The 20,355-nt window shown below is 72.5% G+C and carries 18 protein-coding genes; 8 read left to right on the forward strand and 10 right to left on the reverse strand.

Annotation, left to right across the window (positions count from 1 at the left end; translation table 11 throughout):
* Positions 1–160: 160 nt before the first annotated feature.
* From LDL48_RS28420 to LDL48_RS28430, 3 genes are all read left to right on the forward strand, one after another.
* Positions 161–1,504, forward strand: a complete 1,344-nt coding sequence (locus tag LDL48_RS28420; protein ID WP_225258301.1) for an MFS transporter — start codon at positions 161–163, stop codon at positions 1,502–1,504.
* Complete coding sequence (locus tag LDL48_RS28425) at positions 1,501–1,929, forward strand: globin (protein ID WP_372472207.1); 429 nt, start codon at positions 1,501–1,503, stop codon at positions 1,927–1,929. The genes LDL48_RS28420 and LDL48_RS28425 overlap by 4 nt, the downstream gene beginning before the upstream one ends.
* 106 nt (positions 1,930–2,035) lie before the next feature.
* Positions 2,036–3,295, forward strand: coding sequence for a PKD domain containing protein (locus LDL48_RS28430; RefSeq protein WP_225258302.1), 1,260 nt, complete (start codon positions 2,036–2,038; stop codon positions 3,293–3,295).
* A gap of 60 nt (positions 3,296–3,355) precedes the next feature.
* Here the strand turns inward: LDL48_RS28430 and LDL48_RS28435 are convergent, their stop codons facing one another.
* From LDL48_RS28435 to LDL48_RS28455, 5 genes are all read right to left on the reverse strand, one after another.
* A complete protein-coding gene (locus LDL48_RS28435) occupies positions 3,356–3,946 on the reverse strand; it encodes a type III secretion system chaperone family protein (protein ID WP_225258303.1) in 591 nt (196 codons plus the stop codon).
* Between the two features lie 130 nt (positions 3,947–4,076).
* Positions 4,077–4,760: a DUF8185 domain-containing protein gene (locus LDL48_RS28440; RefSeq protein ID WP_225258304.1), complete on the reverse strand. Its 684-nt coding sequence runs from the start codon at positions 4,758–4,760 to the stop codon at positions 4,077–4,079.
* Positions 4,760–5,143 (reverse strand): acyl-CoA thioesterase, encoded by a 384-nt coding sequence (locus LDL48_RS28445; RefSeq protein WP_372472208.1) that lies wholly within the window; start codon positions 5,141–5,143, stop codon positions 4,760–4,762. The genes LDL48_RS28440 and LDL48_RS28445 overlap by 1 nt, the downstream gene beginning before the upstream one ends.
* 33 nt (positions 5,144–5,176) lie before the next feature.
* On the reverse strand, positions 5,177–6,853 hold the full coding sequence (ettA, locus tag LDL48_RS28450; protein WP_225258305.1) for an energy-dependent translational throttle protein EttA: 1,677 nt from the start codon (positions 6,851–6,853) through the stop codon (positions 5,177–5,179).
* Between the two features lie 95 nt (positions 6,854–6,948).
* Entirely contained in the window at positions 6,949–7,497 is a 549-nt protein-coding gene (locus LDL48_RS28455) for a hypothetical protein (protein ID WP_225258306.1), read from the reverse strand.
* Between the two features lie 103 nt (positions 7,498–7,600).
* Between LDL48_RS28455 and LDL48_RS28460 the strand changes: the two genes are divergently transcribed.
* Positions 7,601–8,998, forward strand: a complete 1,398-nt coding sequence (locus tag LDL48_RS28460) for an alpha,alpha-trehalose-phosphate synthase (UDP-forming) (protein ID WP_225258307.1) — start codon at positions 7,601–7,603, stop codon at positions 8,996–8,998.
* A 3-nt stretch (positions 8,999–9,001) separates the two neighbouring features.
* A complete protein-coding gene (locus LDL48_RS28465) occupies positions 9,002–11,530 on the forward strand; it encodes an ATP-binding protein (protein WP_225258308.1) in 2,529 nt (842 codons plus the stop codon).
* Here the strand turns inward: LDL48_RS28465 and LDL48_RS28470 are convergent.
* Positions 11,527–12,438, reverse strand: a complete 912-nt coding sequence (locus LDL48_RS28470; RefSeq protein ID WP_443667681.1) for an AraC family transcriptional regulator — start codon at positions 12,436–12,438, stop codon at positions 11,527–11,529. The genes LDL48_RS28465 and LDL48_RS28470 overlap by 4 nt on opposite strands.
* Before the next feature lie 78 nt (positions 12,439–12,516).
* On the opposite strand from LDL48_RS28470, the gene LDL48_RS28475 reads away from it, so the two are divergent.
* Positions 12,517–13,188: an NADPH-dependent F420 reductase gene (locus tag LDL48_RS28475; RefSeq protein WP_225258310.1), complete on the forward strand. Its 672-nt coding sequence runs from the start codon at positions 12,517–12,519 to the stop codon at positions 13,186–13,188.
* Between the two features lie 2 nt (positions 13,189–13,190).
* Positions 13,191–14,201 carry a zinc-binding alcohol dehydrogenase family protein gene (locus LDL48_RS28480; RefSeq protein ID WP_225258311.1) on the forward strand — a complete coding sequence of 337 codons (1,011 nt, stop codon included), beginning with the start codon at positions 13,191–13,193 and terminating at the stop codon, positions 14,199–14,201.
* Here the strand turns inward: LDL48_RS28480 and LDL48_RS28485 are convergent.
* Genes LDL48_RS28485 through cobC form a run of 4 tightly spaced genes read right to left on the reverse strand, consistent with a single transcriptional unit; the run spans position 14,159 to position 17,853 of the window.
* Positions 14,159–14,533 carry a VOC family protein gene (locus LDL48_RS28485; RefSeq protein WP_225258312.1) on the reverse strand — a complete coding sequence of 125 codons (375 nt, stop codon included), beginning with the start codon at positions 14,531–14,533 and terminating at the stop codon, positions 14,159–14,161. The genes LDL48_RS28480 and LDL48_RS28485 overlap by 43 nt on opposite strands.
* 28 nt (positions 14,534–14,561) lie before the next feature.
* A complete protein-coding gene (gene cobA / locus LDL48_RS28490; protein WP_255629279.1) occupies positions 14,562–15,701 on the reverse strand; it encodes a uroporphyrinogen-III C-methyltransferase in 1,140 nt (379 codons plus the stop codon).
* A 44-nt stretch (positions 15,702–15,745) separates the two neighbouring features.
* Positions 15,746–16,798 carry a nicotinate-nucleotide--dimethylbenzimidazole phosphoribosyltransferase gene (cobT, locus tag LDL48_RS28495; RefSeq protein ID WP_225258314.1) on the reverse strand — a complete coding sequence of 351 codons (1,053 nt, stop codon included), beginning with the start codon at positions 16,796–16,798 and terminating at the stop codon, positions 15,746–15,748.
* The gene (cobC, locus tag LDL48_RS28500; protein ID WP_225258315.1) at positions 16,795–17,853 is read right to left on the reverse strand and encodes an Rv2231c family histidinol phosphate aminotransferase CobC; all 1,059 of its coding nucleotides are present in this window, start codon (positions 17,851–17,853) and stop codon (positions 16,795–16,797) included. Before cobC ends, cobT begins: the two co-directional genes overlap by 4 nt.
* A gap of 83 nt (positions 17,854–17,936) precedes the next feature.
* On the opposite strand from cobC, the gene LDL48_RS28505 reads away from it, so the two are divergent.
* Complete coding sequence (locus LDL48_RS28505; RefSeq protein ID WP_225258316.1) at positions 17,937–20,228, forward strand: transglycosylase domain-containing protein; 2,292 nt, start codon at positions 17,937–17,939, stop codon at positions 20,226–20,228.
* Positions 20,229–20,355 lie beyond the last annotated feature (127 nt).

Below are 20,355 nucleotides of genomic sequence, written 5' to 3' on the forward strand. Positions count from 1 at the left end.
GAATCGCGCACAGAGCATCTGCACTTGCAGCGTCACGTTCGCGTCGGCTCGCCCGCGGACGTGTCCGGCGCCGCCGCACCCGGCGGCCGCCGTGAGCGATGGAGGGCCTGGTGTGTCCGACGACCGACATCGGTCACGTCCGACGGACAGAGCCGATGACGTGACGCCGCCGGAGCGCCCGGCGTCGTTCCGGGACGTCTTCGCCGTCTCGGAATACCGCGCGGTGTACCTGGCCATGATGGTGAGCTGGGTGGGCGACTACCTGGCCCGGGCCGCGATCACCGTGCTGGTCTACCAGCGCACCGACTCGGTCCTGCTGTCCGCGGCGGCGTTCGCGGTGAGTTACCTGCCCTGGGTGGTGGGCGGTCCGCTGCTGTCCGCGCTGGCCGAGCGGTACCCGTACCGCCGCGTCATGATCGCTTGCGATCTCTTCCGGATGGCCCTGGTCCTGCTGCTGGTCATCCCCGGCATGCCGGTGCCCGCGATCCTGGTCGTGATGTTCGTCATCACGCTGGCCAACGCCCCGGCGCAGGCGGCCCGCTCGGCCCTGCTGCCGGTGCTGCTCGACCGCCGGCAACTGGCGGTGGCGATGGCCACCAACGCCACCACGGTCCAGGCGGCGCAGGTCATCGGGTACGTGGCCGGCGCGACGCTGGCCGCCGCGGTGCACCCGCAGCTGGCCATCTCGATCGACGCCCTGACCTTCGCGGCGTCCGCGGCGCTGATCACCACGGGGGTTCGCAACCGGCCGCCCGCGGTCAACGAGTCGCAGCGCAGCCACCTGCTGAAGGAGACCGGCGCGGGTTTCCGGCTGGTGTTCGGCAACCGGGTGCTGCGATCGATCGCCCTGCTGGTGTTCGCCCTGGGCGCGTTCGCCATCGTGCCGGAGGGCCTGGCCGCGGCGTGGGCCGCGGAGGGCAGCTCGGACTCGGTCAGCCGGGGCATCGACCAGGGCATGATCATGGCGGCCGGTCCGATCGGTTTCGTCATCGGTGGACTCGTGGTGGGCCGGCTGGTGGCGGCCGACGCCCGCCAGCGGCTGATCCGGCCGTTCGCGATCCTGGCACCGCTCGCCCTGGTGCCCGCGCTGGCGGCACCCAAGGCAGAGGTGGTCGCGCTGCTGACGCTGATCTCCGGCGTCGCCCAGGGCGGGCTCATGCCCACGCTGAACACCCACTTCGTGCTGGCTCTGCCGCACGGGTTCCGGGCCCGCGCGTTCGGCGTCATGCAGCAGGGCATCCAGCTCAGCCAGGGCGGGGCGGTGCTGCTCACCGGCGTCCTCGCGGAGCACTCCAAGGTGCCGCCGGTGGTCGGTCTGTGGAGCGTCGGCGGCGTGGTGCTGATGGTGGTGCTGGCCATCCGCTGGCCCAGCGCCCGGCTGATGGACCGGGAGATCGAGCGCGCCGAGCACGGCGTTCCGGCCATCCCGGCGGCGCGTGGCCGGCGCAACGCGCGTCACACCCCGCAGCACGTGAGCGGAGCGGCTGGCAGGATGGATGCGTGACGGTTTCGGGTGAGCTGCCGGTGACGCCGGCCCGTAAGGACCCCGTGCCCGAGGAGGCGAGCTTCTTCGTGGCGGTCGGCGGGGAGCCGACGTTCCGCCGGCTGGTGGACGCGTTCTATGCGGGCGTCGCGGCGGACCCGATCCTGCGCCCGATGTATCCGGAGGAGGATCTCGGTCCGGCCGCCGACCGGCTCACGCTGTTCCTGATGCAGTACTGGGGCGGCCCCAACACGTACTCGGCGTCCCGGGGTCACCCGCGCCTGCGGATGCGGCACGCGCCGTACCGGGTCGGTGCGGCGGAGCGGGACGCCTGGCTGCTGCACATGCGCAACGCGGTGGATTCGCTGGGGCTGCCCGAGCCGCACCGTTCGGCGCTCTGGGAGTACCTGGAACGCGCCGCGTACTTCATGGTCAACACCGACTGACCGGCGGCGCGCGGCGCATCCTTCGCGCCGGTCCGCTCGTTTATCGGGGTGATCCTCACGAATGCCTCTATCCGGGCATCGTGGACCCCGATTCAGGAGTTGTCTGATGCGTCGCCGTCTGTTCGCCGCTGCCCTGCTGATACCCGCCGTGTTACTCGGCGCCACACCTGCGGTCGCCGATCAGGCCCACCCGCGGGTGGTGTCGGCCAATCCGGTGGACTTCACCCCGCACGTCCTGGACGGGATGGTGTGGTCGATCGCCGTGGTGGGCGACACCGTGGTCGTCGGAGGCAGCTTCAAGCAGGTGGCGAACAGCCGGCGCACGCAGACGTACGCCCGGCGGAACATCTTCGCGTACGGCCTGAACGACGGCGTCATCCGGCCGTTCGCGCCGGCCGTAGACGGCGCGGTCTACGCGCTGGCGCCCGGCGTGAACGGCACCGTGTACCTGGGCGGCTCGTTCAAGACGGTGAACGGCGCCGCGCAACGTGGCCTGGCCCGCCTCACGCTCACCGGGCAGCGGGTGACCAGCTTCGGCGCCCGGATCGGCTGGGGCGACGTGCGGGCGCTCGCGGTCCGGGGCAGCCGGCTGTACGCGGGCGGCACGTTCCCCTCGATCAACGGCGTGAACCGGGTGGCGCTGGCCCGGATCCACGCGTCGACGGGAGCGTTGGACACCCGCTTCGACGCCCGGTTGTCCGCGCCCGGGCTGGCCCGTACCCGGGTGGAGCATTTCGACGTCTCCCCCGACGGCCGCAAGCTGATCGCGGTGGGCGCGCTGCTCCGGGCCGGGTCGTTCGCCCGCACCCAGATCGTCATGCTCGACGTGGCCGGCCCGACCGCGCTGGTGGCGAACTGGTACACCAACGCCTACCAGCCGCGATGCAAGGCGGGGTTCGACACGTACCTGCGGCAGGTGAAGTTCTCGCCGGACGGCCAGTACTTCGTGGTGGTGAGCACCGGTCAGGCGTCCTCGCCGACCCTGCTGTGCGACTCGGCGGCCCGGTTCGACACCGGCGGCCTCGGCCTGCACCATCCCCGCTGGGTGCAGCGCACCGGCGGTGACTCGCTCTACGCGGTGGCCGTGACCGGCGCCGCCGTGTACGTCGGCGGCCACCAGCGGTACCTGGACAACCCGCTGGGTAGCGACACGCGGGGCGCCGGGGCGGGTGCGGTGTCCCGGGTCGGTATCGGCGCCCTGAACCCGCTGACCGGCAAGGCGCTGGCCTGGAACCCGGGCCTCCCGCAGCGGGGCGTGGGCATCCGGGTCTTCGTGGCCACGCCGCGCGGCCTGCTGGCCGGTTACGACACGGTGCGGCTGGGCGGCGAATACCACGCCCGCCTCGGCATGTTCCCCCTGGTCTGATCCGGACGCGCCGGTGACCTGTGCGCCCGGGGCGCGCAGGTCACCGGTCGCCGGAACCCGTCAGAGCAGAGCACCCTCGTCGTGCAACCAGTCCACGAACGACGTGGCCACCGCGGCACCGCAGTCCAGCATCTCCACCAGGAGCGCGTCGTGCGCTCCGGAGTTCAGCGGCACCTGCAGCTCGGCGTAGATCGGCAACTGTCCCCGCTCGGTGGGATCGCCCACGTACGCCTTGCAGAAGCGGCGCGTGTGGTTCCACTCGTTGACCACGCGGTATGCCCGGTCTGCCCAGTCCGGCGGCACGGTGGAGTGCGGCCGGGCGCGCATCACGAGAATCTCGTCGTCCGGTCCCTCGAGGGTGAACAGCACCGCGTGCCGTTCCCACATCGCCAGCAGGCTGCCTCCGCCGTCGGCGAGGAACCGGATGTCGAGCAGGTCGAGGGCCTTACCTATGCGGTCGAGCGTGACCGGTAAGACGTGATCGGGCTCGTCGATCGTGGACACTTCGGCCGATACGGCCGATACGCCGGAATGGACCGGTTCCCGCTGTGCCGGAACTCCGATGCGGACGCTGCTCTGCAACGCCACTTCGCCTCCGGCCTCCGGCTGGTCGCCTCGGGTAGATCCGGGACGCCATGACCACCACGGCATCGTTGTGCACCTCACTCCCCAGCAGGCCCTCCGCCGGACGTAGCGGTGGACCCGGGAGCCGACGGTACCCGTACCGGTCGCGGAGGTCATCCCCCCAACTGGAGGGCGCGACCGCTCGGCCGATGTGGCATCAGCCTTTCGGGTGATTGACTATAGGCATAACGGTCAATTCCTGGACGCGCTGTAGCCACGCGACTCCAAATGGTGCGGAAATTCCCACCCAGTGTCCCGATATGCACACTCGGGGATCCGGACCGTCCACACCGGCCGGACCGAGGAAGCCCATCCGGAGGACCGCCTGCACCAGCCGCTGCGACACCTCGACCGGCCGGCCCGAGCCGGGCGTGACGACCAGGGCGACATGGTCCAGCAGCGCGTCCCGGACCACCCGCTGGCCGACCGCCCGGCCGCTCAGCCCGCCCGCGGACACCTCCCGCAGGGTGCCGGCGGCGGCGTCCGCGAGCCGGGTCAGCTCGGCCGCCGTCACGGTCTCCACGACCGTCCCGCCCGCCGGCGGCAGCGGCCAGCGCCACTCCGCGTCCCGGCGGGCCGGCAGCGCCTCGCCCGCCTGGGACAACACGCTCAGCAGCTCGCCCGCCGACACGGTGGCGTCGCCCGGGCCCGGCCCGGCCACCTCGCGGGTGACCAGGACGCCCCAGGGCAGCCGTGCCCACAGCGCCGTCCGCGGCCCGGCGTCCGGGCGGTGCGCCGCCTCGGTCGAGCGGAGCCGCACCGGCGCGGACCGGTCCAGCCGGGCCAGGCGGACCAGGAACGCACCGGCGTCCGCGACCCCGACCAGGCCGTGCGCGGCCATCAGCCGGTCCGCAGGTACGGCTCGAGGAAGTCGCGTTCCGCCTGACTCAGCCGGCGCGGGAACCCGGCCTCGAGATTGAACGGGACGCAGACCGAGCGGGCCCGGCTGGCCAGCACGCCCTCGTCGAACATCTGGTATGCGACGGTGAAGCTGGCGGCCTTCATCTCCTCGATCCACATCTCGATGCGGACCGGGTCCCCGTAATCGACCGGCCGCAGATAGTCGATCTCGTGCCGGGAGATGATGATGCCCTCCTCGAACGACCCCTCCAGACCGTGGTCCCGGGCGCCGATGAAGAACAGCGCAACGCGCGCCTCCTCGTACAGCGTGAGGAAGCGCGCGTTGTTGAGGTGGCCGTACGCGTCCATGTCGGACCAGCGCACGACCGCGTCATAGGTGAAGGTCGGCAATGTGGCTCAGTCGCGGGTGAGCTTGCGGTACGTGACCCGGTGCGGGCGGGCCGCCTCGGCGCCGAGGCGGTCGATCTTGTTCTTCTCGTACGCGTCGAAGTTGCCCTCGAACCAGAACCACTTGTCCGGGTCCTCCTCGGTGCCCTCCCAGGCCAGCATGTGGGTGGCCACCCGGTCCAGGAACATCCGGTCGTGGGAGATGACCACGGCGCACCCGGGGAACTCGAGCAGCGCGTTCTCCAGGCTGGAGAGCGTCTCCACGTCAAGGTCGTTGGTCGGCTCGTCGAGCAGGATCACGTTGCCGCCGATCTTCAGCGTCATCGCGAGGTTGAGCCGGTTGCGCTCGCCACCGGACAGCACCTTGACCGGCTTCTGCTGGTCCGGGCCCTTGAAGCCGAATGCCGCGACGTACGCCCGGGACGGCATCTCGACCTTGCCGACCATGAGGTGGTCGAGCCCGTCGGAGACGACCTCCCACACCGTCTTCGAGCCGTCCAGGCCGGACCGGTTCTGGTCGACGTACGACAGCTTGACGGTCTCGCCGATCCGCACCTGGCCGGCGTCCGGCTGCTCCAGCCCGACGATGGTCTTGAACAGCGTGGTCTTGCCGACGCCGTTCGGGCCGATGATGCCGACGATGCCGTTGCGCGGCAGCGAGAACGACAGGTGGTCGATGAGCACCCGGTCGTCGAAGCCCTTGACCAGGTCCTTGGCCTCGATCACGGTGTTGCCCAGGCGCGGGCCCGGCGGAATCTGGATCTCCTCGAAGTCCAGCTTGCGGGTCTTCTCCGCCTCGGTGGCCATCTCCTCGTAGCGGTCCAGGCGGGCCTTGGACTTGGTCTGCCGCGCCTTCGCGTTGGACCGGACCCACTCCAGTTCCTCGGTGAGGCGCTTCTGCAGCTTCTGGTCCTTACGGCCCTGCATCTGCAGGCGGGCGGCCTTCTTGTCCAGGTACGTCGAGTAGTTGCCCTCGTACGGGTACGCCCGGCCGCGGTCCAGCTCGAGGATCCAGGTGGCCACGTTGTCCAGGAAGTACCGGTCGTGGGTGATCGCGATGACCGTGCCGGCGTACTTGGCGAGGTGCTGCTCCAGCCAGGACACGCTCTCCGCGTCCAGGTGGTTGGTCGGCTCGTCCAGCAGCAGCAGGTCGGGCGCCTCGAGCAGCAGCTTGCACAGCGCCACCCGGCGGCGCTCACCACCGGAGAGCTGGGTGACCTCGGCGTCCGGCGGCGGGCAGCGCAGCGCGTCCATGGCCAGCTCGAGCTGCGAGTCGACGTCCCAGGCGTTGGAGTGGTCCAGCTCCTCCTGGAGCTTGCCCATCTCCTCCATCAGCTCGTCGGTGTAGTCGGTCGCCATCTGCTCGGCGATCTTGTTGAACCGCTCCAGCTTCGCCTTGGTCTCGGCGACCGCCTCCTCGATGTTGCCGAGGACGGTCTTCGCGTCGTTCAGCGGGGGCTCCTGGGCCAGCATGCCGACGGTGAAGCCGGGCATGAGGCGGGCCTCGCCGTTGCTGACCTGGTCCTGTCCGGCCATGATCCGCAGCAGGCTCGACTTACCGGCGCCGTTCGGGCCCACCACGCCGATCTTGACGCCGGGCAGGAAGTTCAGCGTCACGTTGTCGAGCACGACCTTGTCGCCGTGCGCCTTGCGCGCCTTTTCCAGCGTGTAGATGAACTGGGCCACGGTGTGCCCTACCTCCGTGCTCGTGGACTGCGGTGCGAATACGCCAATACTCCCAGGCGCACTTGGGTCAACCCCGGCCACCCCGGGCGGATTCCCTATCCGATCGCGGACTGGACCTCCTGGCGGCCGTCGGAATGAACGATGAACAGCCGTTTCGGGGTGATCGAGAATCTGGTCCCGTCGGCCGCCCGGACCTCGTACGCGTCGTCGCCGTCGCGCTGCACGTCGGGCAGGAACAGGGCGGTCTCCCGCTCCAGCCACGGGGCCTGCTCGCCGCCGCGGTTCGCGTGATAGTAGAGCCGCCCGCTCGCATCCTCGCAGATCCATACCGCGGTCGACGCGGTACGCAGCAGCAACGCGATCCGCAGGGTCCCGGTGGCACCGGCGTCGGCACCCATCCGCTGGGTCTCCTCGCGGCACTCCGGCCGCGCGTCGTAGCCCTCGGTCGGCTGCGCCACCGGCCCCTCCGGTTGCTGCTGCTGCTGTTGCTGCTGCTGCTGCTGCGCCTCGCGGGCGGCGCGCTTGTCGCGGGCGCCGAGGACCAGGCCGGCGGACATGCCGATGACGCTCAGGAAGACGGTGGCGATGACCACAGGGAAGAACAGGGGGCGGCGCACCGGGGGAAGATCGTCGGACAGGTCCACAGGCCCAGGATGTCACCCGATCGTCCAGCCTCGGCAAGCCTTGCCTGGCTACGCACAGTAGGCTCGGCGTTGGGAACAGAAACGACCCGGAGGAGTACTCAGCGTGGCCGAACGAAGTTCCTTCGTCGTTGTCGCCAACCGTCTGCCCGTCGATGAGTACGTCACGCCCGACGGCGACAAACAGTGGCGCCCCAGCCCCGGCGGTCTGGTGACCGCGCTGCATCCGGTGCTGGTCGAACATCAGGGCACGTGGATCGGCTGGTCCGGTGGCACCGGTGAGGCACCGGACCCGTTCGAGCTGGAGGGCATCCGGATCCATCCGGTCCCGCTCAGCGCCGAGGAGCTGGAGCGGTACTACGAGGGCCAGTCGAACGCCACGATCTGGCCGCTGTACCACGATGCGGTCGAGACGCCGGTGTACAAGCGGCGCTGGCGCGAGGCGTACCGGTTGGTGAACCAGCGTTTCGCGCAGGCCGCCGCGGAGGTGGCCGACCAGGGCGCCACCGTCTGGGTCCAGGACTACCAGCTCCAGCTGGTCCCGTCGATGCTCCGGGAACTGCGGCCCGACCTGCGGATCGGGTTCTTCCTGCACATCCCGTTCCCGCCGATCGAGCTGTTCATGCAGATGCCGTTCCGCGCCGAGATCCTGCGCGGGCTGCTCGGCGCCGACCTGGTCGGCTTCCAGCAGCGGCTGGCCGCGCAGAACTTCGTCCGGCTGGCCCGCCACCTGCTCGGGCTGCGGTACGAGGGCCAGTCGATCCAGGTCGACGGCCGCAAGGTCAAGGCCGGCGCGTTCCCGATCAGCATCGACACCCGGGACATGGAACGGATGGCCGCCGACCCGAAGGTGCAGGCCCGGGCCAAGGAGATCCGGGCCGAGCTGGGCGACCCGGAGACGGTCATCCTGGGCGTCGACCGGCTGGACTACACCAAGGGCATCGAGCTGCGCCTCAAGGCGTTCCGCGAGCTGCTCGCGGACGGCAAGCTGAAGGTCGGCGACGCGGTCATGGTGCAGGTGGCCACGCCCAGCCGGGAGCGGGTCGAGCATTATCAGACCCTGCGGGTACGGGTGGAGCGCGAGGTCGGCCGGATCAACGGTGAGTTCGGCCGGGTCGGCGTGCCGGCGGTGCACTACCTGCACCAGTCGATGCCGAAGGCGGAACTCGCGGCGCTCTACAGCGCGGCCGACGTCATGATGGTCACCCCGTTGCGCGACGGCATGAACCTGGTCGCCAAGGAGTACGTCGCGTGCCGGGCCGACCGGGGCGGCGCGCTGGTGCTCAGCGAGTTCGCCGGGGCCGCCACCGAGCTCCGGCAGGCGTTCCTCTGCAATCCGCACGACCCGGACGGCGTCAAGGAGGCGCTGCTGCGGGCCGTGGCCGCGGAACCGACCGAGCTGAAACGCCGGATGCGGGTGATGCAGCGGCACCTGCGCACGCACGACGTCGCCGAGTGGGCCCGCACGTTCCTGAAGGAACTCGGCGTGCACGAGAGCGAGTGACCGATGCCGTTCGCCGAAGCCGTCCGCGCACACCGTCTGCGGTGCGGCCTCAGCCAGGAGGATCTGGCCTCGGCGACCGGCATCGCACCACGCAGCATCCGTAACCTGGAGGCGGGGCGGGTCGCCCGGCCCCGCCCCAGCACGGTGCGGCTGCTGGCGGACGCGTTCCGGCTGACCGGGACGGCGCGGGAGGAGTTCACCGCGCTGGCCCTGCACCCCACCGAACCCGAGTCCGCCGAGCCCGCCGCGCCCGGGCCCGACGCCGCCGAGCCCGAGCCGACCGAGCCGGCCCCGGTTCCGGCCCAGCTGCCCCGGGACACGGCCGGCTTCGTCGGCCGGGACAGCGCTCTGCGGCGGCTGTGGACGCTGCTCGAGACGAACCCGGGCGCGGTGCCGGTGATCAGCGGCGCCGGCGGCGTGGGCAAGACCACGCTCGCCGTGCACTGGGCGCACCAGGCCGCGGACCGCTTCCCGGACGGCCAGCTCTACGTCAACCTGCGCGGCTTCGGGCCGGGTGGCGCCATGTCCCGGCCGGACGACGTGCTCGCCGACTTCCTCGCCGCGCTCGGGGTGCCGCGTTCGCAGATCCCGGCCACCACGGCCGCCCGCGCCACGCTGTATCGCAGCACGCTCGCCCGGCGGCGGGTCCTGATCGTGCTCGACAACGCCCGCGACGCCGCCCAGGTCCGCGACCTGCTGCCCGGTGCCGGTCCGTCGTACGCGGTGCTGACCAGCCGGGACCGGCTGACCGCGCTGATCGCGGCGGACGGTGCGGTGCCCTGCCCGCTGGAGGTGCTCAGCGACCGCGAGGCGCAGACCCTGCTGACCCGCCGGTTGGGGGCGGACCGGGTGAACCTGGAGCCGGCCGCGGTCGCGGAGATCACCGCCCGGTGCGACCGGCTCCCGCTGGCGCTCGCGGTGGTCGCGGCTCGGTGCGCGGTGGAGCCGGAGACGTCCCTGGCCACGCTCGCCGACCGGCTGCGCCGGCCCGCCGGGGTGCTGGACGCGCTGAGCATCGGCGACGACACCACCGACGTACGCGCGGTGTTCTCCTGGTCGTACCAGGCGTTGCCGGAGCGGACCCGGGGGCTGTTCCGGGTGCTCGGGCTGCTGCCCGGCCCGGACCTCGACCGGTACGCCGCGGCGAACCTGGCCGGCCTGCCGCTGGACGACGCGGCCACGGCGCTCACCGAACTGGTCCGGCTCAACCTGGTCGTTCCCCGCCCGGCCCAGCGGTACGGCATGCACGACCTGCTCCGGGCGTACGCGGCCGAGGTGGCCCGGCACGAGCTGTCCGAGGCGGAACGGCGGGCGGCGCTGGAACGGCTGCAGGCGTTCTACCGGCACACCCTGTACGAGCTGCGCGACCTGCTGTTCCCGCGCGGCCTGGCGGGACCGGCGCCGGCACCGCAGACGCCGATGGTGTTCGCCAGCGCGATGGAACGGGAGAGCTGGGCGGAGTCCGAGCGGGCCAATCTGGTCGCCAGCGTCGTGCAGGCCGCCCGCCTGGGTTACCCGGAATACACCGACCGGATGACGTACGGGCTCTGGACGCCGTTCTACAACGGCGGTTACAGCAACGACTGCCTGGCCATCTCGGACGCCGCGCTGCACGCCGCCCGGGCCGAGGGTGACGTGGAGGCCGAGGCCTCGGCGCTGAACCACGCGGCCGGCGCGCTGATGTCGCTGGGCCGGTACGACGAGACGATCGAGTACGGGGAACGGGCACTGCAACTCTTCCAGGACCTCGGGAAGGAGCTGTCGGTGGCCCGGATGTACAGCAACCTGGCCGAGGTCTACACCGCGGTGGGCCGCAGCCGGGACGCGAAACGGTGCGGGGACGAGTCCCTGGCCATCCGCCGGCAGCAGAGTTCGCCCACCGTGCTCGGTGACGCGCTGCGGCTGCAGGCGTGGCTCTGCCTCAACCTGGGGCTGGTCGAGGAGTCGCTGCTGCACGCGGCCGAGGCGCTGGCCAAGTACAACTCGTGGCCGGATCTGGTCTGGGAACGGGCCGAGGCGCTGAACGCCCTGGCCGCCGTGCAGCTGCGGCTCGGACTGTCGGAGCAGGCCGAGCGGCACCTCCGGCAGGCGCTGGACGTGGCCCGGCCGGGTACCCACGGCGAGAAGCAGCGGACCGAAACGCTGCGCCTGCTCGGCGAGGCGCGGCGGGCGGCCGGTGCCTACCCGGAGGCGGACGCCCACCTGAGCGAGGCGCTGGTGCTGGCCCGCAGCATGGGCGACCCGGAACTCATCACCCCGGCGCTGGCCGAACGGGGTCTGCTGCGGCTGGCGCAGGGCCGGATCGCCGAGGGGTTACGCGACGCCCGGGACGCGGTGACCATCTCCACCGACGCGGGCCACCGCCGGTGCCAGATGATCGCCCACAACCGGCTGGGCGAGCTGCTGTCGCACACCTCGGACCTCGAGACCGCCCGGCGGCACGCGCGTACCGCCCTGGAGATCGCGGTCGCCGTCGAGGACCCGTACGAGCAGGAACGCGCCCGCCGCAACCTGACCCGGCTCACCGCCTAGGGCGCCGCGGAGCGCGCGTAGCGCCGGGGCGGCACGCCCACGACGCGCTTGAAGGCGGTGTTGAAGGCGGGCTCGGACGCGTAGCCCAGCGAGGTCGCGATCCGGGCGATGGTGTCGTCGCCGGAACGGAGCCTCTCGCCGGCGAGCATCATCCGCCAGCGGGTGAGATAGGCGATCGGCGTCTCGCCGGCGCGGGCCCGGAAGCGTTCGGCGAAGGTGGTGCGGGACATCCCGGCGAGCGCGGCGAGGTCCTGCACCGTCCACGACCGGGCCGGATCGGCGTGCACCGCGGCGAGGGCCACGCTGAGCTGCGGATCCGCCAGGGCGGCGAACCAGCCGACGTCGTCGTGCGAGCGTGCCGACAGGTACAGGCGCAGGGCCTGGACCAGCATCATGTGGGCCAGGTGCTGGGCCATCAGGGCCGACCCGGGCCGCGCCGCCCGGAACTCCTCCATCATGAGTTCGATGGACCAGCGCAGCCTGGCCCGGTCGCCGGACGTCTCGACCAGCATGAGCGGCGGCAGGGTCCGCAGGAGCACCTCGGCGTGCGGGCTGTTGACCTCGAAGCGGCTGCCGACCAGATAGACGTCGCCGCCGCCGTGGTAGGTGACCACCTGCCCGCTGCGGTCGGGGTCGAGCACGTCGGACGCCCGCGCCGGTTCCCGGCCCGGGTCGCTGCCGATGACCGCGGTGCGGCCGGTGGGCAGCACGAAGCAGGCGCCCTCGCGGACCAGGACCGGCGTGCCGCCGTCGAGGGTGAGCCAGCAGGAGCCGCTGACCACCGCGTAGCACTTGATCCGGCCGGCCAGGTCGTCCAGCTCGAGCGCCCACGGGCTCCCCGCGTCGAACCCGGCCGTCAGGTAGCTGCGCGGCTTCAGCAGGGCGAGCACTTCGCTCAGCGGATCCATCATCCCTCCGGACGATCACGAACAAAACTCGGTCTCTCGCGCATAGGACGTACGCCATCGTCCGCCTAGATTCGGATCATGACAACGATCGGCTTCATCGGCAGCGGAAGGATCGGCAGCGCGTTCGCGCACCTGGCGGTCGGTGCCGGACACGACGTCGTGCTGAGCAACAGCCGCGGGCCGGAGACCCTGCGGGAGGTTGTCGCACGGCTGGGCTCCCGGGCTCGCGCGGCGACCCCGGCGGAGGCGGCGGCCGCGGGCGACATCGTGGTGGTCACCGTCCCGATCCGGGCCTACCGGCAGGTGCCGGCCGGGCCACTGCGCGGCAAGGTGGTCATCGACACGCTCAACTACGACCCGGCCCGTCAGGGTCGCGTCCCCGAGATCGACGCCGGGGACACCCCGCCCCACCTGCTGCTTCAGGCCCACCTGCGGGACTCGTCGGTGGTCAAGGCGTTCAGCACCGTGTTCTTCCGGCACCTGGCGGATCTCGTACGCCCGGCCGGAGCACCCGACCGCAGCGCCGTACCCATCGCCGGCGACGACGCCGCAGCCAAGAAGGTGGTCGCCGAGCTGATCGCCTCGCTCGGCTACGACGCGTACGACGTGGGCCCTCTCGCGGAGAGCCGCCGGTTCGCGCCGGGCACTCCCGCGCAGCTCGCCCACCTGGACCCGGACGGCCTGTTCGCCGCCCCCGGCCGCCCGGTCACCGCCGCCCGCCTCGCCGCGCTTCTGGACCAGGTGGCGTGACGATGAAAGCAGCCGTGGTCACCGCGTACGGCACCGCACCGCAGTACCGGGAGTTCGCCGAGCCGCGGCCGGCGAACTCCGACGAGATCCTGGTCGAGGTGCTCGCCGCCGGCCTGCACCCCCGGGTCCGGATGCAGGCCGACGGGTCGCACTACACCAGCTCACCCGAGACGCTGCCGCTGGTGCCCGGCATCGACGGCGTGGGACGCGGCAGCGACGGCCGGCTCTGGTACTTCCTGTCGCTCGCCGGCCGGTACGGCTCGATGGCCGAACGCGCGGTGATCGACACCCGGCGCAGCTTCGTCCTGCCCGAGGGCTCGGATCCGGTGTCGGTGGCCGCGACGCTGAACTGTGTGATCGCCTCCTGGCTGGCGCTCAAGCGGCGGATCACCTTCTCCCCGGGACAGAACGTCCTGGTCCTCGGCGCCACCGGCGGCACCGGGCGGATGGCCGTGCAGGTGTGCCGGCTGCTCGGGGCCGGCCAGGTGATCGCCGCCGGACGCGACCCCGAGCGCCTCGCCGCGGTCCCCGGCGCCACCGCGACCGCCGTGATCGGCGCACCCGAGACCATCGGCCGGCTCGGCCCCGAGGTGGACGTGGTGCTCGACTTCCTGTGGGGTGAACCGGCCACCACGGCGATGGCCGCCCTGGTCGCCGGGCGCACCGCTCCGCTCCGGCCGCTGACCTGGGTGAACCTCGGCGAGATGGCCGGTGCGCGGGCGGCACTCCCGGCCGGCGCGCTGCGATCGTCCAGACTGCAGCTCGTCGGCAGTGGCCAGGGATCGCTGACCGGCGCCGAGATGGCCGCCGAGATTCCCGCCGTGGCCGCCGAGATAGCCCGCGGCACGTTCGCCGTGGAGCCCGACCCCGTCGCCCTGCCCGACGTCGAACGCGCGTGGTCGCGTCCGGCCGACAGCAGCCGGCGGATCGTGCTCACCCGGCGTCCGGACGCCGACGGGCGCACCGGCCGTCAGACGAACAGGCAGAACGGGTGGCCGGCCGGGTCGAGGTAGACGCGGACGTCGTCCTGCGGCTGGTACTCGGCCAGCACGGCGCCGGCCTTCTCGGCGTGCCGGCCCGCCGCCTCCAGGTCGTCCACCTGGATGTCGAGGTGGACGCTCATCTGGGGATCGCCGGGACCGGCCGGCCACACCGGCCGGACGTACCGGGACTCGGTCTGGAACGACAGGGCCGGCCCGCCGTCCGGTGCACCCAGTTTGACCCAGTCCGGCTGGTCCTGGACCACGGTCCAGCCCAGCAGGCGGTGGTAGAAGGCCGCCAGCTCTTTGGCGTCCGGGGAGTCGAGAACGACGCCCGCCAGCATCATCTGAGGTCGCCCGTACATATCTGTCAGTTACCCAACCGTCACAGTCTCACTCCAGTGTGGTCACCACATCGCCGATCACCACGACCGCGGGCGGCCGGATGCCGGCCGCCGCGGCGTCCGTGGCCGCGTCGCCGAGCGTGCTGCGCAACAGGCGCTGCGCGGTGGTGGAACCCTCCTGCACCAGCGCGGCCGGGGTCCGCGGGTCCTTGCCCTCGGCGATCAGCCGCTTGGCGATCTCCGGCAGGTTCTTCAGGCCCATCAGCACCACCAGCGTGCCGCGCATCCGGGCCAGCGCGCCCCACTCCACCAGCGAGGCCGGGTGGTCCGGGGACACGTGACCGGAGACCACGGTGAACTCGTGCGCCACGCCGCGATGGGTGACCGGGATGCCGGCCAGCGCGGGCGCCGCGATCGAGCTGGTCACGCCGGGTACGACGAGCACCGGCACGCCGGCCTCGGCACAGGCGATCGCCTCCTCGCCGCCGCGGCCGAACACGTACGGATCGCCGCCCTTGAGCCGGACCACGAACTTCCCGGCCCGGGCCCGGTCCACCAGAATCCGGTTGATCTCCTCCTGCGCCGCGGACGGGCCGTACGGGATCTTCGCCGCGTCCACGAACTCCACGTCCGGCCGGAGTTCGCCGAGCAGCAGGCCGGGCACCAGCCGGTCGGCCACCACCACGTCGGCGGCGGCGAGCAGGCGGCGGCCCTTCACGGTGATGAGTTCCGGGTCGCCCGGCCCGGCGCCGACCAGCGCCACCCCGGTGTGCGCGGCCCGGTCCGGCGGCGCCGACTCCAGCGCGTTGGCGACCAGGTCACGGACCGCCAGGGCCCGGCGCCGGTCGCCGTCGTCGGTGACCGCCACGGTGACCGGGCCGTGCCGGGTGACGGCCGGGGTCCAGGCGGTGGCGGCGTCCCGGTCGTCCGCGCGTACGCAGAACACCCGCCGCTCCTCCGCCGCCGTACTGACCTCCGCCGCGGCCGCCGGATCGTCCACCGCGACCTGGACCACCCAGGCACCGTCGACGTCGGACGGCTGGAACCGGCGCGCGATCCAGGTGACCCGGCCGGCGTCGGCGTGCGCCCGCAGCGCCGGCGTCAGTTCCGGCGACACCACGTCGACCACCGCACCGGCGGCCAGCAGCGCGGGCACCCGCCGGGTGGCCACCGCCCCGCCGCCGACCATCAGCACCCGCCGGCCCTCGAGACGCAACGCGAGCGGATAGAGGTTCACTTCTCCGAGACCCCCGCCGCATCGAACGTGGCCACCTCGTGCAGCACCCGGACCGCGCCGGCGACCACCGGCAGTGCCAGCACCGCGCCGCTCCCCTCGCCGAGCCGCATGCCGAGGTCGAGCATCGGGGTCAGCCCGAGCCGGGCCAGCGCGACGCCGGCACCGGGCTCGACCGAGCGGTGCCCGGCCACCATCGCGTCCACCGAGTCCGGCGCGAACGCGGCCGCCACCAGGGCCGCGGAGGCGGCGATCACCCCGTCCAGGACGACCGGCACCCGGCGCGCGGCGGCCCCCAGCATGAAACCTGCCAGCGCCGCGTGCTCCAGGCCGCCGACCGCGGCCAGCGCGGCGAGCGGCTCGGCCGGGTCGGGCCGGTGCCGGGCCAGGGCGCGGGTCACCACTTCGATCTTGCGGGCGTACGTCGGGTCGTCGATCCCGGTGCCGCGGCCGGTCACCTCGGCCGGGTCGGCGCCGGTGAACGCCGCGATCAGCGCGGCCGCCGGCGTCGTGTTGGCGATGCCCATGTCGCCGGTGAGCAGGCAGGCGGCGCCGCCGTCGACCAGAGCGCCGGCCACCGAGATGCCGGTCTCGAGCGCGGTCCGCGCCTCCTCCGGTGTCATCGCCGGCGCCTCGGTGAAGTCGCGGGTGCCGCGGCGGACGTTCGCGTCCAGCAGGTTGTCACCGCCGTGCAGCGGGATCGCCACCCCGACGTCGATCACCATCACGGACGCGCCGGCCTGCCGGGCGAACGCGTTGACCACCGCTCCCCCGGCCACGAAGTTCGCCACCATCTGCGCGGTGACCTCCTGCGGCCACGGCGAGACGCCCTGCGCGTGCACGCCGTGGTCACCGGCGAACACGGCGACCGTGGCCGGTTCGGGCAGCGGCGGAGGACAGGTGCCGGCGAGGCCGGCCAGGCGTACCGACAACTCTTCGAGCGCGCCCAGCGATCCCGCCGGCTTGGTCAGCCGGGCCTGCAGGTCGCGGGCTGCCGCCATGGCCGCCGGGTCCGCCGGCCGGATGGCCGCGAGCGTGGTCTCCAGGCTCACTGGTGCTCCTTGATCACGTGGGTCAGGACGGTCAGGAACTTCTCCGTAGTGGCAGTGTCGCGTACCGCGATCCGCAGCCAGTCGGGGCCCAGCCCCGGAAAGGTGTCCCCGCGCCGCACCGCCCAGCCGCGTCGGCGCAGGTCAACCCGGATGCGGTCGGCGCCGGCCAGGTGGACGGCGACGAACGCGCTGGCCGGCTCCCCGGCGACAGTGACGCCCGGCACGCCGGCCAGGCCGTCGACCAGGTGGCGGCGGTCGGCCGCGAGCCGGGCGGCGATCTCGCGTTCCGCCGCGACCGCGGTCGGCGACGCGCAGGCCGTGGCCGCGGCGAGCGCCGGCGTGGAGACCGCCCACAGCGGCTGCGCGGTGGCCAGCCGGGCGACCAGGTCGGCCGGGGCGAGCAGGTAGCCGATCCGCAGACCGGCCAGTCCCCAGGTCTTGGTGAGGCTGCGCAGCACCACCAGCCCGGGCAGGTCGGCGCGGGCGGCCAGCGACTCGGGCTCGCCCGCCACCCCCGGCCGGTAGGTGGTGTCCGCGAACGCCTCGTCCACCACCAGGATCCGCCCGGGCCGGGTGAGCGCGGCCAGGTCCGCGGCCGGGTGCAGGACCGACGTGGGGTTGGTCGGGTTGCCCACGAACACCAGATCGGCGTCGTCGGGCACCAGCGACCGGTCCAGCCGGAATCCGTCGGCGGCCGGCAGCAGCACGCGCTCCACCCGGTGGCCGGCGTGGCGCAGCGCGGCCTCCGGCTCGGTGAACTGCGGATGCAGCACGACCGGCCGGCGCGCGCCGCGCAGCGCCTGGGCGAGCAGCACGAACGCCTGTGCGGCGCCCGCGGTGAGCAGCACGTCGGCCGGGTCGCGCCGGTGCCGGGCGGCGACCGCCGCGGTCGCCTGCCGGGCGTCCGGGTACGCGGCGAGGTGCCCGAGGGACGCCGCCACCGGCCCGGCCAGCCAGTCCGGGAGCGGTGCCGACCGCACGTTGACCGCCAGGTCGATCAGACCGGGCCCGACCTCGGCGTCGCCGTGGTGTCCGAGGTCGTGGTCGATCGTCATCCACTCAGCATGCCGGACCGATTTGCTGGCCTTACTTCGGCTGTTCCGTCCGAACATGAGGGGTTTTGTCATACCTTCGAAGGGTGAAGAGCCTCCCCTTTGCCGCCCTGGCCCGGATCGCCCCCCTCCTTCGCGCCGGACTGATCGCCGGGGTCGTGGTCGCCGGTCTGGCGTACCCGCTCGCCGCCGTGGCCGGTTTCGGGATCAAGGCGGGCTCGGACGCGTTGCAGAACATGCCCGTCGAGCTGACCGTGGCCCCGTCCGCGCAGACCAGCTACGTGTACGCCAACGACGGCCGCACCCTGCTCACCATGTTCTACGAGGAACATCGCAAGCCGACCCCGCTCGCCGCCATGTCGCCGTACCTGCTCAAGGCCATCGTGGCGTCCGAGGACCAGCGGTTCTTCGAGCACAACGGCGTCGACGCCAAGGGCGTGGCCCGGGCGTTCGTGGCCAACCAGCAGGCCGGCGCGGTGTCCCAGGGCGCCTCCACGCTGACCATGCAGTACGTGCGGATGGCGCTGCGGGACGGCGCGCAGACCCCGCAGGAGGCCATCGACGCCACCAAGCAGACCCCGGCGCGCAAGATGCGCGAGATGCGCCTCGCCATCGAACTGGAGAAGCGCATCTCCAAGCAGGAGATCCTGGAGCGCTACCTGAACTCGGCGTACTTCGGCCACCGCGCGTACGGCATCTTCGCCGCCTCCCAGGTCTTCTTCTCCAAGTCGCCGGCCAAGCTCGACCTGACCGAGGCGGCGCTGTTGGCCGGCCTGGTCAAGGCGCCCACCGCGTTCGACCCGGCGGAGGGCAACCGGTCCGCCGCCACCGCCCGGCGCAACTACGTCATCGACCAGATGCGCAAGATCGGGGCCATCACCGCCGCCGAGGCCACCGCGGCGCGCCAGTCGAAGATCAGGCTGCGCCTGACCACGCCGGCCAACGACTGCGTCTCGATGCCCTCCGCGCACAACGACTGGGGCTTCTTCTGCGGCTACTTCCGGAACTGGTGGCTGGAGCAGCCCGCGTTCGGCGCCACCGCACAGGAGCGGGAGACGAACCTGCGCCGCGGCGGATACCGGATCATCACCACCATCGACCCCAAGATCCAGGCGTCGGCCCTGAAGCACGTGCTGGAGAAGGAGCGCAGGCGCAGCAAGTTCGCCCACGGCGAGGTGGTGATCGAGCCGGGCACCGGCCGGATCAAGGCCATGGCGGTGAACCGGCGCTACTCGCTCAACCAGGACAACAACGGCAAGCACACCGACCGGGCCAAGCGGAAGGACGGGCTGAAGGGCAACTACCCGAACACCGTGAACCCGCTGCTCGGCGGCGGCGACATGGCGGGCTACCAGGCCGGCTCCACGTTCAAGACCTTCACCCTGCTGGCCGCGCTCGAGGAGGGCCGGACGCTGTCCACCTCGTTCAACGCCCCGGCACGGCTGCGCACCAAGTACATCACCTCGCCCGGCCCGTCCGCGTGCGGCGACAACTGGTGCCCCAAGAACTCCAGCAAGTCGATGACCGGCCGGCACACCATGTGGACCGGGTTCGGCAAGTCGGTGAACACGTACTTCGTGTGGCTGGAGCAGAAGATCGGCGCGGAGAAGGCGGTGCGCATGGCGGAACGGCTCGGCCTGCGGTGGCGTACCGAGATCGACCGGACGATGGCCGCACCGGACCAGGCCCGCAAATGGGGCTCGTTCACGCTCGGAGTCAGCGACGCCACGCCGGTCGAAATGGCGAACGTGGCCGCCACCCTGGCCGCCGAGGGCAAGTACTGCCAGCCCCTGCCGGTCCGCGCCGTGGTCAGGTCGGACGGCACCCCGGCCACGCACAAGGGCGTCAACGTCGCCGCGCCGCGCTGCCACCAGGCGGTGTCGCCGCACGTGGCGCGGGCCGCGACCGACGCGGCGCGCTGCGTCACCGGTTACGGCGCCGCCGAGGGCGGCTGCGGCGGCTCGGGAACCTCGCCGATGGTGTACGCCACGATGAAGCGCCCGGTGGCCGGCAAGAGCGGCACCACCGACGCCAGCAAGACCGCCTGGTTCATCGGCTACACCCCGCAGCTCGCGGCGGCCGCCTTCGTCGCCGACCCGGACAACCCGGACAATGTCGCCGGGCCCGGCCGCGGCACCATCTCCAAGTTCACGGTCGCGGAGACGCTGAAGGACGCGCTCAAGGGCAAGAAGAAGATGAAGTTCACCCGCCCGCCCGCATACCTGGTGGGCAGCTCGTCCCGCTCGGACGACCGGTCCGGCTCGGACGGCGGCCGATCCCGCTCGGACGACGACCGGTCCCGCTCGGACGACGACCGGTCCCGCTCGGACGACGACCAGTCCCGCTCGGACGACCGGCGCCGCTCGAACCGCCGTTAGGTGCCGGCCGGGCGGTTGCGGTCGGCGCGCCGTTAGGTGCCGGCCGGGCGGTTGCGGTCGGCGCGCCGTCAGGCGAGGGCCGGGCGGTTGCGGTCGGGCGCGCCGTCAAGCCTGGGCCAGGCGGGTT

The sequence above is a fragment of the Jidongwangia harbinensis genome, from assembly GCF_020216025.1.
In the GTDB taxonomy this organism is placed as follows: Bacteria; Actinomycetota; Actinomycetes; order Mycobacteriales; family Micromonosporaceae; genus Actinoplanes; species Actinoplanes harbinensis.

Coding starts and splice junctions, on each gene's coding strand:
- LDL48_RS28430 (WP_225258302.1), top strand. CDS start 2,036: ATGCGTCGCCGTCTGTTCGCCGCTGCCCTGCTGATACCCGCCGTGTTA.
- LDL48_RS28435 (WP_225258303.1), bottom strand. CDS start 3,946: ATGCCGTGGTGGTCATGGCGTCCCGGATCTACCCGAGGCGACCAGCCG.
- LDL48_RS28440 (WP_225258304.1), bottom strand. CDS start 4,760: ATGGCCGCGCACGGCCTGGTCGGGGTCGCGGACGCCGGTGCGTTCCTG.
- LDL48_RS28465 (WP_225258308.1), top strand. CDS start 9,002: ATGCCGTTCGCCGAAGCCGTCCGCGCACACCGTCTGCGGTGCGGCCTC.
- LDL48_RS28470 (WP_443667681.1), bottom strand. CDS start 12,438: ATGGATCCGCTGAGCGAAGTGCTCGCCCTGCTGAAGCCGCGCAGCTAC.
- LDL48_RS28475 (WP_225258310.1), top strand. CDS start 12,517: ATGACAACGATCGGCTTCATCGGCAGCGGAAGGATCGGCAGCGCGTTC.
- LDL48_RS28480 (WP_225258311.1), top strand. CDS start 13,191: ATGAAAGCAGCCGTGGTCACCGCGTACGGCACCGCACCGCAGTACCGG.
- LDL48_RS28485 (WP_225258312.1), bottom strand. CDS start 14,533: ATGTACGGGCGACCTCAGATGATGCTGGCGGGCGTCGTTCTCGACTCC.
- cobA (WP_255629279.1), bottom strand. CDS start 15,701: ATGGTCGGCGGCGGGGCGGTGGCCACCCGGCGGGTGCCCGCGCTGCTG.
- cobC (WP_225258315.1), bottom strand. CDS start 17,853: ATGACGATCGACCACGACCTCGGACACCACGGCGACGCCGAGGTCGGG.